Annotated in this window: 17 protein-coding genes and 1 pseudogene; 13 read left to right on the plus strand and 5 right to left on the minus strand. The window is 37.5% G+C overall.

What is annotated here, in order from left to right:
* The first annotated feature begins 10 nt into the window (after nt 1-10).
* The 13 genes from QNH20_RS11585 to QNH20_RS11645 all read left to right on the plus strand — a co-directional run bounded on the left by QNH20_RS11585 (nt 11) and on the right by QNH20_RS11645 (nt 11,186).
* A complete protein-coding gene (locus QNH20_RS11585) occupies nt 11-865 on the plus strand; it encodes a MotE family protein (protein WP_283923036.1) in 855 nt (284 codons plus the stop codon).
* Nucleotides 866-1,143: 278 nt separating this feature from the next.
* Nucleotides 1,144-1,455 (plus strand): flagellar biosynthetic protein FliO, encoded by a 312-nt coding sequence (locus QNH20_RS11590; RefSeq protein WP_283923037.1) that lies wholly within the window; start codon nt 1,144-1,146, stop codon nt 1,453-1,455.
* A 5-nt stretch (nt 1,456-1,460) separates the two neighbouring features.
* Complete coding sequence (gene fliP / locus QNH20_RS11595) at nt 1,461-2,201, plus strand: flagellar type III secretion system pore protein FliP (protein WP_481858070.1); 741 nt, start codon at nt 1,461-1,463, stop codon at nt 2,199-2,201.
* 15 nt (nt 2,202-2,216) lie between these two features.
* Entirely contained in the window at nt 2,217-2,486 is a 270-nt protein-coding gene (gene fliQ / locus QNH20_RS11600) for a flagellar biosynthesis protein FliQ (protein WP_283923038.1), read from the plus strand.
* Between the two features lie 3 nt (nt 2,487-2,489).
* Nucleotides 2,490-3,266, plus strand: a complete 777-nt coding sequence (fliR, locus tag QNH20_RS11605) for a flagellar biosynthetic protein FliR (RefSeq protein ID WP_283923039.1) — start codon at nt 2,490-2,492, stop codon at nt 3,264-3,266.
* A 2-nt stretch (nt 3,267-3,268) separates the two neighbouring features.
* Nucleotides 3,269-4,363, plus strand: coding sequence for a flagellar biosynthesis protein FlhB (gene flhB / locus QNH20_RS11610; protein WP_283923040.1), 1,095 nt, complete (start codon nt 3,269-3,271; stop codon nt 4,361-4,363).
* Nucleotides 4,360-6,393: a flagellar biosynthesis protein FlhA gene (gene flhA / locus QNH20_RS11615; protein WP_283923041.1), complete on the plus strand. Its 2,034-nt coding sequence runs from the start codon at nt 4,360-4,362 to the stop codon at nt 6,391-6,393. Before flhB ends, flhA begins: the two co-directional genes overlap by 4 nt.
* Entirely contained in the window at nt 6,390-7,628 is a 1,239-nt protein-coding gene (flhF, locus tag QNH20_RS11620; protein WP_283923042.1) for a flagellar biosynthesis GTPase FlhF, read from the plus strand. The genes flhA and flhF overlap by 4 nt, the downstream gene beginning before the upstream one ends.
* A 1-nt stretch (nt 7,629) precedes the next feature.
* Nucleotides 7,630-8,514 carry a MinD/ParA family protein gene (locus tag QNH20_RS11625; RefSeq protein WP_283923043.1) on the plus strand — a complete coding sequence of 295 codons (885 nt, stop codon included), beginning with the start codon at nt 7,630-7,632 and terminating at the stop codon, nt 8,512-8,514.
* Nucleotides 8,515-8,528: 14 nt separating this feature from the next.
* Nucleotides 8,529-8,900 (plus strand): hypothetical protein, encoded by a 372-nt coding sequence (locus QNH20_RS11630; RefSeq protein WP_283923044.1) that lies wholly within the window; start codon nt 8,529-8,531, stop codon nt 8,898-8,900.
* Nucleotides 8,901-8,920: 20 nt separating this feature from the next.
* Complete coding sequence (locus QNH20_RS11635; RefSeq protein WP_283923045.1) at nt 8,921-9,724, plus strand: sigma-70 family RNA polymerase sigma factor; 804 nt, start codon at nt 8,921-8,923, stop codon at nt 9,722-9,724.
* A 53-nt stretch (nt 9,725-9,777) separates the two neighbouring features.
* Nucleotides 9,778-10,113 (plus strand): PilZ domain-containing protein, encoded by a 336-nt coding sequence (locus QNH20_RS11640; RefSeq protein ID WP_283923046.1) that lies wholly within the window; start codon nt 9,778-9,780, stop codon nt 10,111-10,113.
* Nucleotides 10,114-10,247: 134 nt separating this feature from the next.
* On the plus strand, nt 10,248-11,186 hold the full coding sequence (locus QNH20_RS11645; protein WP_283923047.1) for a manganese-dependent inorganic pyrophosphatase: 939 nt from the start codon (nt 10,248-10,250) through the stop codon (nt 11,184-11,186).
* Nucleotides 11,187-11,249: 63 nt separating this feature from the next.
* Here QNH20_RS11645 and QNH20_RS11650 read toward each other — a convergent pair whose 3' ends face one another.
* The 5 genes and pseudogenes from QNH20_RS11650 to QNH20_RS11665 all read right to left on the minus strand — a co-directional run bounded on the left by QNH20_RS11650 (nt 11,250) and on the right by QNH20_RS11665 (nt 14,732).
* Nucleotides 11,250-12,113 carry an IS3 family transposase gene (locus QNH20_RS11650; protein ID WP_481858100.1) on the minus strand — a complete coding sequence of 288 codons (864 nt, stop codon included), beginning with the start codon at nt 12,111-12,113 and terminating at the stop codon, nt 11,250-11,252.
* Nucleotides 12,083-12,427 (minus strand): transposase, encoded by a 345-nt coding sequence (locus tag QNH20_RS27060; protein ID WP_481857980.1) that lies wholly within the window; start codon nt 12,425-12,427, stop codon nt 12,083-12,085. Before QNH20_RS27060 ends, QNH20_RS11650 begins: the two co-directional genes overlap by 31 nt.
* An 84-nt stretch (nt 12,428-12,511) precedes the next feature.
* Nucleotides 12,512-12,672 (minus strand): annotated as a pseudogene (locus QNH20_RS11655) (manganese catalase family protein); the annotation flags it as partial.
* A gap of 15 nt (nt 12,673-12,687) precedes the next feature.
* Complete coding sequence (locus tag QNH20_RS11660) at nt 12,688-14,046, minus strand: sensor histidine kinase (RefSeq protein WP_283923048.1); 1,359 nt, start codon at nt 14,044-14,046, stop codon at nt 12,688-12,690.
* Nucleotides 14,046-14,732, minus strand: a complete 687-nt coding sequence (locus QNH20_RS11665) for a response regulator transcription factor (protein ID WP_283923049.1) — start codon at nt 14,730-14,732, stop codon at nt 14,046-14,048. The genes QNH20_RS11660 and QNH20_RS11665 overlap by 1 nt, the downstream gene beginning before the upstream one ends.
* Between the last annotated feature and the right edge of the window lie 138 nt (nt 14,733-14,870).

Below are 14,870 nucleotides of genomic sequence, written 5' to 3' on the forward strand. Positions count from 1 at the left end.
AGAGTAACAAATGGATGAGAAACAACGCGGAAAACTAGGGAGTATATTATTCTGGGTGATTTCATTACTGATTACCGTTATATTGGTTTTATTCCTCGCAGATTTTGTGGGGTTTCCAGTATGGAAGACACTTCAAGATTGGGGAAATAAGCTTCCAATCGTAAACCATATCATTCCAGATTCTACTGCTACAAAAGACGAAAAGTCGAATGATCCTTATGATTGGAAAAGTAAATATGTCGAGAACCAATCGATTTTGAAAAAAAAGGATCAACAAATTGATGAGTTGAAAAAACAACTAATGGCCGATCAAAATGACATAAAGGTATTAAAGAAAAGTAACGAAAATTTACAAAAACAACTAGAGGATAAACAAACAAAAGAAGTTCAGGAAAAAGTGAAACAAATCGCAGGAATTTATTCCAGTATGCCAGCATCAAAGGCTGCTGCCATGATTGGAGCGATGCCGCTTGAGGAAGCAGCTTTAACGATGTCACAGTTGGACCAAGAGCTGCAAGGCAGCATTATTGGGAGCATGAAGGATGTTAAGAAGGCAGCCCAAATAACGTTGTTATTGAAGGAGATTGCAAGCCTAAATGAAACAAATCAAATGGTCCTTCAACAACAGGTTCATGAACTCGCACTAAAACAGGAAAATCCAACAGAAATCTTAGCTGAAACGATTGCTGGAATGCCGGCGGCTCAATCTGCTGAGCTTATAAAAACGATGATGGGAACGAACTCACAAGTAGCTATGAGTCTCTTGAAAAATATTAATACCTCTAGTCGTTCGCAAATTTTAACGGAAATATCGAAATCTGATGCTAAATTAGCGGCTACTATCGCGGCAAATTTAAACAACTAGAAATAACTCCATGGAAGGAGAAAATCATGAAACGCTTCATGTCCATATTTGTTTTGTTTTTTTATATATTTTCATTTCAACCCACCATTTTTGCCGCGGGTTCAACCTCTAACGGCGAGATTTCCGCATATGACTCTATCCAAAAGGGGGAGGGAAAACCCTCTCCTTCATCGACTAAAGTCGCGGATAGCGGGTCACCTACCGTTTTTCCCTTATTTATCAAATTAATACTCTCGTTTTTCTTAGTCATAGTTTTATTGATTGGGTTGTTACGCTTTTTGTCGAAGCGAAGCCGGCATATGCAAACAAACGGCCTTGTTCTCCCTTTAGGTGGTCAAGTCCTTGGCAATAACAAATCGTTACAGGTTCTTCTCATTGGTCAGACTATTTATATCGTTGGAGTTGGAGAGAATGTAACGATACTTCGCTCGATTTCTCAGGGGGAAGAATATCAGCACCTTCTTGAAAGCTATGAAAATCAAGCAGAAGGACACACCTCTAATTGGTTAGCTAAGGATTCCTTAAAAGGATGGAACACTGTTTTTCAAAAGCATTTGCAAAACATGAGGAAAGAAAACGGGGAGGAGTAGGATCAATGATTCGAAAATTAACAATACTTGTTCCGCTTCTTTTAGTAGGTTTCTTATCAATTGCCTATTCTGCAGAAGCCAGTCTCCTTCCTGGAATAGATATAGGTTCTAGCGATCCAGATAAAGTCTCAAATACATTACGGATTATTCTATTAATTACGGTACTTTCCATTGCACCTGCTATTCTTATATTAATGACAAGTTTTACGCGTATCATTGTTGTGCTGGGGTTTGTTCGTAATGCCCTTGGGACTCAGCAAATGCCCCCCAACCAAGTATTGATTGGGATCTCGTTATTTATGACTTTTTTTATCATGGGCCCTACTTTTACTGAAATGAATAAAGGGGCCTTACAGCCGTTTTTGGCTGGGGAAATGACGCAGCAAGAAGCCTATGATGCGGGCAGTACGCCATTGAAGGAATTTATGGCCAAACATACACGTGAGAAAGATTTAGTACTGTTTATGAATTATGCGAAGATGGAAAAACCGAAGGAAGTAAAGGATATTCCATTAACCGCATTAGTTCCTGCCTTTGCGATTAGCGAATTAAAATCAGCCTTTCAGATGGGATTTATTATTTTTATCCCGTTCCTAGTGATTGATATGATTGTTTCAAGTATCTTAATGTCAATGGGGATGATGATGCTGCCGCCGGTGATGATTTCATTGCCATTTAAGATCCTATTATTCATTTTGGTGGATGGTTGGCATTTAATTTTCCAATCACTGCTCATGAGTTTTTAAGGAGGAAGTGTATTCATGACTACTGAAATGATCATCGGACTTGCCCAAGAGACTGTCTATACCATCCTAATTGTCATCGCTCCAGTTGTTGGTGTGGCTTTATTGGTCGGTTTGTTAGTTAGTATTTTTCAAGCAACCACACAAATTCAAGAACAGACGTTAGCATTTGTCCCAAAAATCATCGCTGTGTTCATATCTATTCTTTTCTTCGGAGCATGGATGTTACGGCACGTGCTTGAATTTACTGAAAATTTATTAGGGAATCTCTCTAAATTTGTGGGGTAAGTGATGACAATTTATGCTTCTTCCTTGTTGAATTTTTTACTTGTATTCGTAAGAATTTCTTCATTTATGGTTACTGTTCCAATATTTTCCGGCCGTCAAGTTCCCAACCTTTACAAGATAGGCTTGAGTATGGTGCTAAGTGTACTATGTGTCGGGGTAATCAATGAACCGATTCACTCCTTTCCTCTTGGGAAAATGGTCTTATTGATTCTTAAAGAATTTATGGTTGGAATTGTGTTAGGAATGGTTGCAAATATTTTGTTTTATGCAGTCCAGTTAGCGGGGGCGTTATTGGATCTATTAATAGGCTTTTCAATGGCCAGTCTATTTGATCCTACATTTGGGACAAATTCACAAATAACTGGACGTTTCAAAAATATTTTAGCCATCCTAGTATTGCTTGCTACCAATGGTCATCAACTTCTAATTCAAGGGATATTAGCTAGTTTTGATTGGATATCATTGCAAACCTTCGTTCCAGCGTTGATGGACGGCCGTATGTCGACCTTTCTAATGGATTGTGTCCAGCAAATGTTTATGATTGGGTTTTTGATGGCCGCTCCACTCATTGGTACGTTGTTTATCGTGGATGTGGCCTTGGGAATTATTGCAAGGACAGTGCCACAAATGAATGTGTTTGTTGTTTTCCCCCCAGTCAAGATTTTGATCCATTTTTTTATGTATATTTTTATTTTGCCTGGTTTCTTTTACCTATTGAAAGTACTTTTTGAAACCATGTTCGGATCCATGAATTCTATTTTGAAAATAATGGGGGCTTAACTATGCTTCTACGTTTAGATCTGCAATTATTTTCTGGAGAAAAAACGGAAAAAGCAACCCCGCATAAGCGACGAGAGACAAGGAAAAAAGGGGAGGTTGCCAAGAGTCCAGAAGTTGCTCAAGCCGTCACATTACTATTCAGTTTCGCTTTTTTAATGATTAGTGGAAAGAGCATTATTGCAGGATGTCTTGACATATATCGTCGTAGTTTCAAAGAGTATTTACGGTGGGATCTCTCGACCTCAAGCGTCCAACTTTTATTTAACCAGTTGTTGTGGGATGTAGTTAAATTAGTGTCACCCATCTTTGCTGTCATCCTCGTCGCGGGTGTGGCGGCTAACTATTTGCAGGTTGGACTTATGTTCAATCCTGAATCTGTGAAAATGAAGTTAGAAAAATTAAATCCAATCCAAGGATTTAAACGAATCTTTTCCCTTCGTGCCCTTGTGGAATTACTAAAGTCCATTTTAAAGATAGTGATTACTTCTACCATCGCTGGGATGATGATTTGGAAGCAGAAAGATGAATTGTTATTAATCGGACAAAAAAGTCTATGGGATTCAGCTAGATTCATAGGTTCTCTAACCGTTCAAATCGGGGTAGTTGTTGCTATCAGTTTGGTGATTCTTGCGGCAGGAGATTATTTTTATCAAAAGTTTGAATTTGAAAAAAAAATCCGGATGTCGAAACAAGATATCAAAGATGAATTTAAGAAGATGGAAGGTGACCCGTTCATTAAAGGAAAACGGAGAGCCAAACAACGAGAACTATCAATGAATCGAATGATGCAAGAGGTGCCGAAGGCTGATGTTATCATAACCAATCCAACGCACTTCGCAGTGGCCATCCGCTATGATCTCGAAACGATGGATGCGCCAGTTGTAATTGCCAAAGGAAAAGATCATATCGCATTAAAAATAAAAGAAATAGCCAAACAAAATAAAATTATGACTGTAGAAAATAGACCGCTTGCTCGTGCCTTGTTTGCTGCAGTGGAGATCGGCGAGTCTATTCCTGAAGAAATGTTTAATGCAGTGGGAGAGATTTTGGCTTATGTTTACTATCAGGAAGGTCGCTATAAGGGGATGATGACTTGAAAACAAAAGACGTATCCGTTTTGATTGTTGTTATATTGATTGTCGCGATGATGATAATTCCATTGCCAACAATCTTATTGGATTTTTTATTAATTATCAATATTAGCTTGTCATTATTGATCTTAATGGTGGCTATGAATACGAAAGAACCGTTAGATTTTTCTATATTTCCAACTGCTTTATTAATAGCTACTCTTTTCCGTTTAGCACTGAATGTGTCGACGACTCGTTCGATTCTTTCAAATGCTGATGGAGGTAGAGTTATTGAGACATTTGGATCCTTCGTCGTTGGAGGCAGTCCTGTTGTCGGTTTTGTTGTATTCTTGATCCTTGTTGTTATTCAATTTATTGTGATAACGAAGGGGTCGGAACGGGTAGCGGAAGTTGCCGCTCGTTTTACTTTGGATGCAATGCCCGGAAAGCAAATGAGTATTGATGCAGATATGAACGCAGGATTAATAAGTGATCATGAAGCGCGTGCCCGCCGTAGGAAGGTTGAACAGGAGTCTGATTTTTACGGTGCTATGGACGGTGCCAGTAAATTTGTCAAAGGGGATGCGATTGCAGGGATCATAATCCTTATCATTAATGTCGTTGGCGGATTTATTATTGGGATGGTCATTCATGGTATGGGCTTTGCTGAATCTGCCAGTACTTTTACACTCTTATCCGTAGGGGATGGGTTAGTAAGCCAAGTCCCGGCCTTGCTCATTTCCACCGCTACTGGGATAACAGTTACCCGCGCCGCATCGGATGGAACGTTAGGTTCGGACATAATGAAACAGCTTTTCCATTACCCAAAGCTGCTTTATATTGTAGCAGGAACGATTGTCATTCTTGGTATTTTCACACCGATCGGACTTTTCTTAACTTTGCCTATAGCACTTTTATTGGTATTCGGTGCTTATTCCATGCAAAAGGCCTTGCAAAAAGAAGAACAGAAAAATGAATTGGCTGAAAATGATAGGCAGGTGGAAGACATTAGCAGTCCGGAAAAAGTGGTTAACCTGCTTCAGCTAGATACACTGGAATTGGAGATAGGTTATGGTTTGATACCATTGGCCGATCAAAAACAAGGTGGAGACATTCTGGATCGAATTGTCATGATCAGGAGACAGTTTGCCATTGAATTAGGCTTAATCATTCCTACTATTCGCATTCGCGATAATTTGCAATTGACACCCAATCAATATGTCTTAAAGTTCCGCGGCAGCAAAATTGCTACAGGAGAGGTATACCTTGATCATTTTCTTGCCATGAATCAAGGAGGAGATAACGAGGAGATCGAGGGCATTCATGTGACTGAGCCTGCATTTGGACTTCCTGCCACTTGGGTGAATATTGATGTAAAACAAAAAGCCGAGCTAATGGGCTATATTATCATTGATCCATCATCCGTGATAGCTACTCATTTAACAGAAGTATTAAAAAAGTATGCATACCAGTTGTTAGGCAGAGAGGAAACAAAGGAATTAATCGAAAACTTGAAAGAAACCCATCCAAATCTTATCGAAGAGGTACTACCAAACTTACTTTCAATTGGAGATATTCAGAAGGTATTACAGAATCTTTTACGTGAACAGATTTCGATCCGTGATTTAGCAACAATCTTTGAGACTTTGGCAGATTTCGCCAACTATACAAAGGAACCAAGGGTATTAACTGAATACGTACGTCAGTCCTTGACAAGGCAAATTACCGAGCAATTTGCAGATGAAGGAGTCATTCATGTGCTAACGGCTGGAGCGACGTTAGAGAAAGGCATTTCTGATTATATCCAACAAACGGAAGCAGGTGTGCATTATCTATCGATGGACCCGCAAATGTCTAGAAAAATTACCGAAGAATTACAACAACAAATTGAACGGGTCATCCAAACAGGCAGTCAACCGATTTTCCTGACTTCTCCATCGATTCGAATGTATTTAAAACAATTTGTTGATAAAATAATGCCAACTGTTCCCGTTCTCGCATATACCGAGCTGGAGCCCGATATAGAGATCCAAAGTATAGGAGTGGTGAATATATGAAAACGAAAAAGATCGTAGCTGATTCAATGCCCCTTGCTTTAAAAATGGTCAGACAGCAACTGGGTGATAATGCCATTATCGTAAACACAAGGGCGATAAAGACGGGAGGGCTGTTTGGTTTTTTTACAAAACAAAAGTATGAAGTAACAGCATACTCCATAGAAAAAGATGGTGCTAGTACGGAACCAAAATTTTCTTTAGAACTAAAAGCGAAATCGGGGAATCAAAAGCTAAAGAGTGAAGAGAAAAATAATTCCGTTTTCCACAAGAAACCGCAAGATCTTTATCATTATTATTCTCAACCAGCTGCTGTTACAGACAAACCGGTTTCACCACTGCCGTCAGAATCTTTAGCAAAGGAAAATCCTTTGTTAGATGAACTGGCTTCTATGCGAAAAATGATGATGACCTTTATGATGAATGACAGTCAAGGAAATACCATGCCTAACAGATTATTTAAGTATATAAGCCGTTTAAAAAAACAGGGTGTGGATGAGGAAATTGTCGAGTATATTGTCAGCAGCATGCTTAAGAACTATGAGTCAATAAGCGATTTGACTGATGAAGTGATCGAAAAAGAAATTACCTACATAGTTAAAGAAATTATTGAAAAGCGAGTTCCTAATTCAAACATGGTTAAAGAGAGTACAAGGATGATTAATGTCATAGGACCTACTGGCGTTGGGAAAACTACAACCATTGCCAAACTAGCTACTGAGCAAGTGTTAAAACAAAAGCGTAGAGTCGCCATGATTACAACCGACGTTTATCGAATTGCAGCGGTAGAACAACTAAAAACGTATGCAGGGATTTTGAATGTACCGCTTGAAGTGGTTCGCACGAAAGATGAATTAGACAAGGCGCTTACCAAACTAGCACATTACGATCTAATCTATATGGATACGACCGGACGTAATTATAAAGAAGTTCAATACCGGGAATCGATTAATGAATTTTTAAATCATCCGCATGAGAGTGATAATTATTTGGTTTTAAGCTTGACTACAAAGTTTGAAGATATGCAGATACTGTTGAATGAATTCGTGAAAAGTCCTGTCCAAAAACTGATTTTGACAAAGTTTGATGAAACGACAAGCTATGGTTCAATTCTTAATATCGCTTATAAATATCCATTTCAGTTAGCCTATATAACTAATGGCCAAAGTGTCCCAGAAGATATTACGACAATCGATGCACCACTTCTTTTGAGATACTTATTAGGAAAGGAAAAGTAATATGGATCAAGCGCAAAGTCTTAGAGAATATATGCAGCGATTTAATGTTGACCAGCAAAATAACCATTCCGCTCGTATGATTACGATTACGAGTGGAAAGGGTGGGGTCGGTAAATCAAATTTTACGATTAACTTTGCTTTAGGCTTGCAAGCAGTAGGCAAAAAAGTTGTGATCTTAGATTTAGATTTATCAACCGCGAATATTAATATTCTCATGGGGATAATGCCGCGGTATAGTCTTGTAGATGTCTTATATCAGAAAAAAACTATCTGGAATGTATTAGAACAAGGTGTGAATGGCATAGAGTATATTTCTGGCGGATTCGAGATACAAGATCTGATAAATTTGGATCAACACACGCTTTTGTTTTTTTGGAGCCAAATTCAAGAGCTTCAAACCTATGCTGATTTTATTTTACTTGATACAGGTGCCGGAATATCTAAGGAGCTAGTAGACTTTATCGTAGCTTCTGATGAGACCATTATGGTCACCACACCTGAGCCTACATCCATTGCAGATTCTTATGCAGTTATTAAAACTGTTCACCAATATACAAATCAATCTCCAAAATTTAACTTGGTGGTTAATCGTGCTCAATCCTATCGCGAAGCAGTTGAAACTTCAAGAGCTATGAAAAATGCCTGCAGTAATTTTCTGAATCTGCCATTGAAAACACTTGGATTTCTGATGGAGGATGCCCATGTTTGGAAGTCGGTTCGATCGCAAACACCATTTTTCATTTCGTATCCAAATTGTGAAGCATCAAAAAACATCAAACAAATTGTTTATGCCTATTTGCCTGATTTAGATAAACCTTCTTCTATATCAACGAAGGGAATTCGAGGTTTTTTTGAGAAAATTTTAACTGTAGGTAAATCGTTGTAAAGGGAGAATACCACATGTCAGTTAATTGGGGAGTTAATGGATTTATCGGATTAACCGCATCATTGGTTACTTATTTTTTTTCCTATACGAATAACACATGGCAAACCTCATTATTTCGAGCAGGCATGGGTTTCTTACTCTTCTTTGTTCTAGGGTTCATTTTACAATTTGTAGTCCATCAGGTTGACTCTATCAAAAACACAGATAGGGACCAGAAGCAAAATAGTGTAGACGAGACAGAGCCGAAAACAGGTTCAATAATCCATCATGAAGAAGTTCCGATAGAAGAACAATCATTCCAAGCCCTTTCATTAGATGCGTTACAAAGTGCTGGGAACCTAAAAGATCCTGAAATAACCGTAGATACCATTCGTAATTGGAATTAGTGAAAACAGGAGGGATTAGCTTGAGAACGGCTGTCAAAGAAACCATACCTCATTTTATTTTATGGAGGAAGTTTCGGGAAAGTCATGATTCATTAACACAGGAAAATCTAATAAAACAATATGGACATTTGGTTGAGCAAATGGCTAGCCGTTTGAGCCTAACGATTCCGAAGAATATAATTCCGAAGGAGGACTTAATCGGATTAGGCTATATCGGATTAATCGAAGCTATCCAGAAATTTGATTATAATAAAGGATATCAATTCGAAACATTTGGATTATGGCGCATTAAAGGAGCCATGCTAGATGGGATTCGCAAGATGGATTGGGTTCCGCGGGGATTAAGAGAGAAAGCAAAAAAATTAAATACTGCTTATCGTCATTTAGAGCAGACTTTCATGAGATCTCCTTCCGAAGAGGAACTAAGCAACTATTTGGATATACCTATAGAAGATGTTGACCAGGCTATGGCTGCGTTATCATTTTCCACACTTCTTTCTCTTAATGAACCGATCAATGCCAATGAAGACGAAGGGAAAGAGCAAAGTAGATTGGATCAAATTAGTGATCATAATTCGGAAACTCAATTACAGCAGCTTCAAATGGAAGAATTCCGTAGACTAATAGTTGAATGTATTGATAAAATGCCAGAGAAAGAAAAGCTAGTGATTTCCTTATTATATTATGAAGGATTAACTCAAGTAGAAATTGCTGAAGTGTTAAATCTAACCAAGGGAAGAATCTCGCAAATTCATTCTCAAGCTATCCTTCGCCTGCGTCGGAGCTTTGAAGCAAGGGGCTTTTCATTCGATTCGTTTATGTGATGATAAGAAGTCTTCCTTCAGTGGGATCTTTTTGATGAATGGGGTGTTTAGATTTGGATTATTCTACTAACCGTCGTGAATTTAGAAGAATCGTATTTAATAATCCTATTCAGGCAATTATTGAAACCGAAACTTCCTGTTCAGAACAATTTAAACAGTCAATATGGATACTTGATATGAGCGCTGGTGGCCTTAAATTTGTCAGCAAATCAGACTTTCCTGTAAACTTTATTGAAATATACAAGTTCAATTTGACACTAAATAATAAAGACCTAATATTGTACGGGAAAATAATTCGTAAAAAATTACTCACCAATAAAATCTATGAATATACTGTAGAATTTGATTTTAATTTTTCCGGAAAATTAAAATTGAACAAAGATTGTTAATCGATCTAGCTAGCGAAATTATAAAGAATAATTAATTTTGAATCTGTTTAAGAAATCAGATATAATTTTCATGTGAGGGAACATTCACATGTAAGGCTAGATTTACATAATTTCATACGATTAGGAGTAGTAACATGGAAAAAGTACTTATTTTCGGTCATAAAAATCCTGACACGGATACTATTTGTTCTGCAATTGCTTATGCAGAATTAAAAAAACAATTAGGAATGGAAGTTGAACCTGTTCGCCTTGGACAAATTAATGGTGAAACACAATATGCACTTACTCAATTTAAAGCTGAGGTTCCTCGTTTAGTTGAAGCGGTGGCAGCTGAGGTCAGCTCCGTTATTTTAGTAGACCACAATGAACGTCAGCAAAGTGCTAATGATATCACTGATGTTCGTGTGTTAGAAGTAATTGACCATCACCGTATTGCTAATTTTGAGACTAGCGATCCATTATATTATCGCTGTGAGCCTGTTGGCTGTACAGCAACTATTTTAAATAAAATGTACAAAGAAAACGGTAAAGAGATTAAACCGGAAATTGCTGGACTAATGTTATCAGCAATTATCTCTGACTCATTATTGTTCAAATCACCAACGTGTACACCAGAGGACGTGGCAGCTGCACATGAATTAGCTGCAATTGCCGGTGTTGATGCGGAAAGCTACGGTTTGGAAATGCTAAAAGCCGGTGCAGACGTTCGCGATAAATCAGTTTCTGAGCTTCTCAGCCTTGATGCTAAAGGATTTGAAATGAGCTCAAGTAAAGTTGAAATTGCTCAAGTAAATGTAGTTGACACAGCGGATGTTCTTTCTCGTCAAGAGGAATTAGAAACTGCCATTGCTGCCATTATTGAAGCGAAGAACCTGGATTTATTCCTATTCGTGGTAACGGATATCTTAACAAATGATTCAGTTGGTTTAGCCTTAGGAAGCAAGAATGCTGCTGTAGAGAAAGCCTATAACGTGAAACTTGTTAATAATACAGCAACATTAAAGGGCGTTGTTTCCCGTAAGAAGCAAATTGTACCCGTTTTAACAGATATTTTTAATAAAGGTGAATTTTAATAAAAAGCCGTTCATGTATTGTCTGCATGGTCTTACCCCTGTCAAGTAGACAACATAAAAAAGCTAAGCTGCCAACGCGTGTCGATATTCAATCGGCGCGCGTTGTTTTAGTTTCTTTTGAATACGTTTGTAATTGTAATGATAAATATAATCCTCAATCGCTTGTCGTATCTCCACTTCTGATTTACACTGTTCAATATACAACTTCTCTGTTTTGAGATGCGAAAAGAAGGATTCAATGCAAGCATTATCCAGGCAGTTTCCTTTGCGAGAGTGGCTGCCCTTAATGCTGTATGCTTCTAATCGATTGTTGTATCCCTTAGACGTATACTGAAAGCCTTGATCCGAATGGAGAACAGCTTCAGCTACGTCTTTTTTCTTTGTCCATATTTCTACTGTATTCAAAACAAGTTCAAGGTCGTTTCGTTTCGAAAGTTCCCATGACACAATCTCATTATTAAATAGATCTTGAATTACCGATAGGTAATAGAATTGCTTACCATCTGAGACATATGTTATATCCGTTACCATTTTTTGATTAGGTCCTGTTGCCTTAAATTTTCTCTTTAGGCGATTCGGATGGATTACGGATGGAGTATGACCATGGCGCTTTCTTTTCTTTCGGATGACAGACTGGATGTTCATTTCTTTCATCAATCGGTACACCTTTTTATGATTAATCTTATAATCATTTTCCTTTAACAAATAGGTCATACGAGGGCAGCCAACTTCGGGATGAAGTATATGAATGCCCATCATGTGTTCACATATATCTTGGTCTTGTTTTGTTCTTTCATCGCGTTTAAATTGAGTGGACCTCCATTTATAGTAGCTTGCTCTTTTAATATAAGCGATTTCCAATAACCATGTGATTGGATAGACATCCCTTAATCCTTCTATGATTTCATACTTGCTCTGTTGGGGGATTTCTCCTCCTTTACTAGATTTGGATACTGCTTTTTTAAATAATCCACCTGTGCCTTTAGGTAATCTCTTTCTTCTTCTACTGACTTAAAATTAGTACGAGGTCGACCTTTTAATGGATTAGACACTCCACTTCGTTCTTCAAATTTCTCTCCCTTTTCCCACTTCTTTACCCACACTTTTAGTTGAGTACAGTTTAAAATTCCTAACTCATCCGCCAATACTTTATAACTTTTAGATCCTTTTACATATTTCATTACAGCATTTAATTTAAATTCATTTGTATACCTTTGAAATTGTTGTCCTTTTTTAGCCATAGAAATATCCCCTCCAAGTATTAGTGTAACACCCACGCTATACACATGGGTTTTTTACACTGTCTACTTAAAGGGGATAATATCAGCATGAACGGTTTTTTTTACGATTATCCTCGAAATCATATCTAGGTGTGAAAATTCCTCGGCTCCTATATCGGTAAGCAGACCAACGACTTTATCAGGAATTTTATAGCGTGATTCATGTAATGGAGAGAAACGGCAAGTTCGCCATCAGCTCCGCCATAACAATCTCCATCCATCTATCGTTCTAAAACAAACGTAAAAGTAGTTGTTTCGTTCTCGATGCTGTGTGCTTCAATTTTTCCTTCTAATAAATCTGCAATAGATTTTGCAATTGACAAACCAAGTCCATGTCCTTCCGTCGTTTGTGCTCGTGAAGAATCGGCCCGATAGAAACGATCGAAAACTTTTGGAAGATGTTCTGACGGTATACCCTTCCCACTGTTTTTTATTAAGAATGTAATTTCATGTTTTGTTTGAGAAAGGGCAACCTCAATTTGTCCAGAATCTTCGGTGTATTTAATAGCATTATCCAATAGAATTGTTGCAAGTTGCTTTATTTTTTCCTTATCACTTTCGATGAAAACGTTTGGTTCAATTTTTTTTGAGAATATTATATCCTTCTCTTTTAGAGGGATATACATGGTACCGACTACACTTTCAATTGCCTGGCTCATGTTGAATGAACTTTTATGAATAGAGAAATGAGCTTCTTCCATTTTGGTTAATGTTAGCATGTCATTTACTAGAGATGCCATTCGATCTGATCCAGCTTTAATATAGCCGAGCCATTTTTGCTGACTCTGGATAGTTTCATCTGCATTGGCCTGTAATACATCGTAGTTTGCATTGATAATCATCAAAGGTGTTTTTAACTCATGTGATGCATCAGCAATGAATTGTTTCTGTCTAATCCATGCATCTGCAATTGGTTGAATGGCACGATTTGCATAGAAACGACTTATAAAAAAAATAATAACTAACATAATTATCGAAATTATAATTAAAGTGGAAAGGAGGTTCACTAATGTTTTATGGGAATCACTAATGTCTATAAAGTAGATTCGACTTGTATTTCCCAGTACTAAATCTGAAGGTTGGTTTTGATATGATACTCGCACATCAAAGTCTTCGAATGCAAACATCCATTGTTTTCCATTTAACTCGATTGTATCCTCATTTTTATTCTTCAAAGCAATGCTTGCAGCCTTTTGATAAAATTGCTTCAACGAATCCGAGATAGAATAGTTCTCTATAATGTTACCTTTTGAATCTACCTCAACCTTGAATAAACCGATGTTTTCAATACTAGAGGGGGACAGCTCTGAAAACTGAAAAGGCAGAGTATTGGGTGCAATTTGATCAAAACCAGAAGTTTGGTCTTTGACTTCTAACTTGTCTTGAACGATGAAACTTGAACCAGCACTTGCCGTCGACATAAACGATTGATTCGATAACAGGGTGGACATTCTACTTCGGTTTTCTGTTTGAATGTTGTTATAGGTTAACCAATATATCGTTGAGAAAGCTGTTAGCATAAGTAAAGACGTAATCACCATATTAATCACAAGAAATTTATTACGCAGCTTTTTAAACATCAACGTTTCACCTTTCCAAATTTTAAACGATAACCTGCTCCGCGAATGTTTTCAATTGAAACTTCTGTTGGTAGTTGTTTGAGTTTTTTTCTCAAAAAAGAAATTTGTACTTCTACATGGCTGTAATCAGCATCTGAATCATATCCCCATAACTTTTCGATAATTACTTCTTTGGAAGAAACCGTATTTTTACGATAGAAAAGTAGTTCTAGTAATTGTGACTCTTTCAAAGTCAATTTTGTTTCCTGTTCTTTACTTCGTAGTAATAGAAGATTGCTATGAAATTCCAAGTCCTCAAAAGTTAAAATACCATCTTGAATCAGTTCCGTTTTCCTACGTCCAAGTGCTCTTAATCTTGCAAGAAGTTCATCCGTGTTGAAAGGTTTAGCTAAGTAATCATCTGCACCGCAATCTAAGCCACGGACTTTGTCATCAATGTCCCCTTTTGCGGTTAATAAAATAACAGGTGTTTGAATGCCGCTTTGTCTTAGCTCTTTGAGGACTTCTATCCCATCTATTTTTGGTAACATGATATCCAAAATGATGATGTCGTAAATATCTGATAGACCACAGTCGAGTCCTTCCTCACCATCTTTAGCGATATCTACACTGTAGTTATGCTTTTTTAACACATGAGCAACCGCTTCTGCTATGAATAATTCATCGTCGACGATTAGTAGTCTCATAACAAATTCACCTCTTTTTTAAAACAATCTTGGGATTTTCTAAATATAAAGCAATCTTCAACCGATGAATGAAGGCTCATTAGTTGAAGATGCTACGTTTACTTTAGTATATACATATTAATTTAACTCATAAAGTGG

The organism is Neobacillus sp. WH10 (assembly GCF_030123405.1).
In the GTDB taxonomy this organism is placed as follows: domain Bacteria; phylum Bacillota; class Bacilli; order Bacillales; family Cytobacillaceae; genus Neobacillus.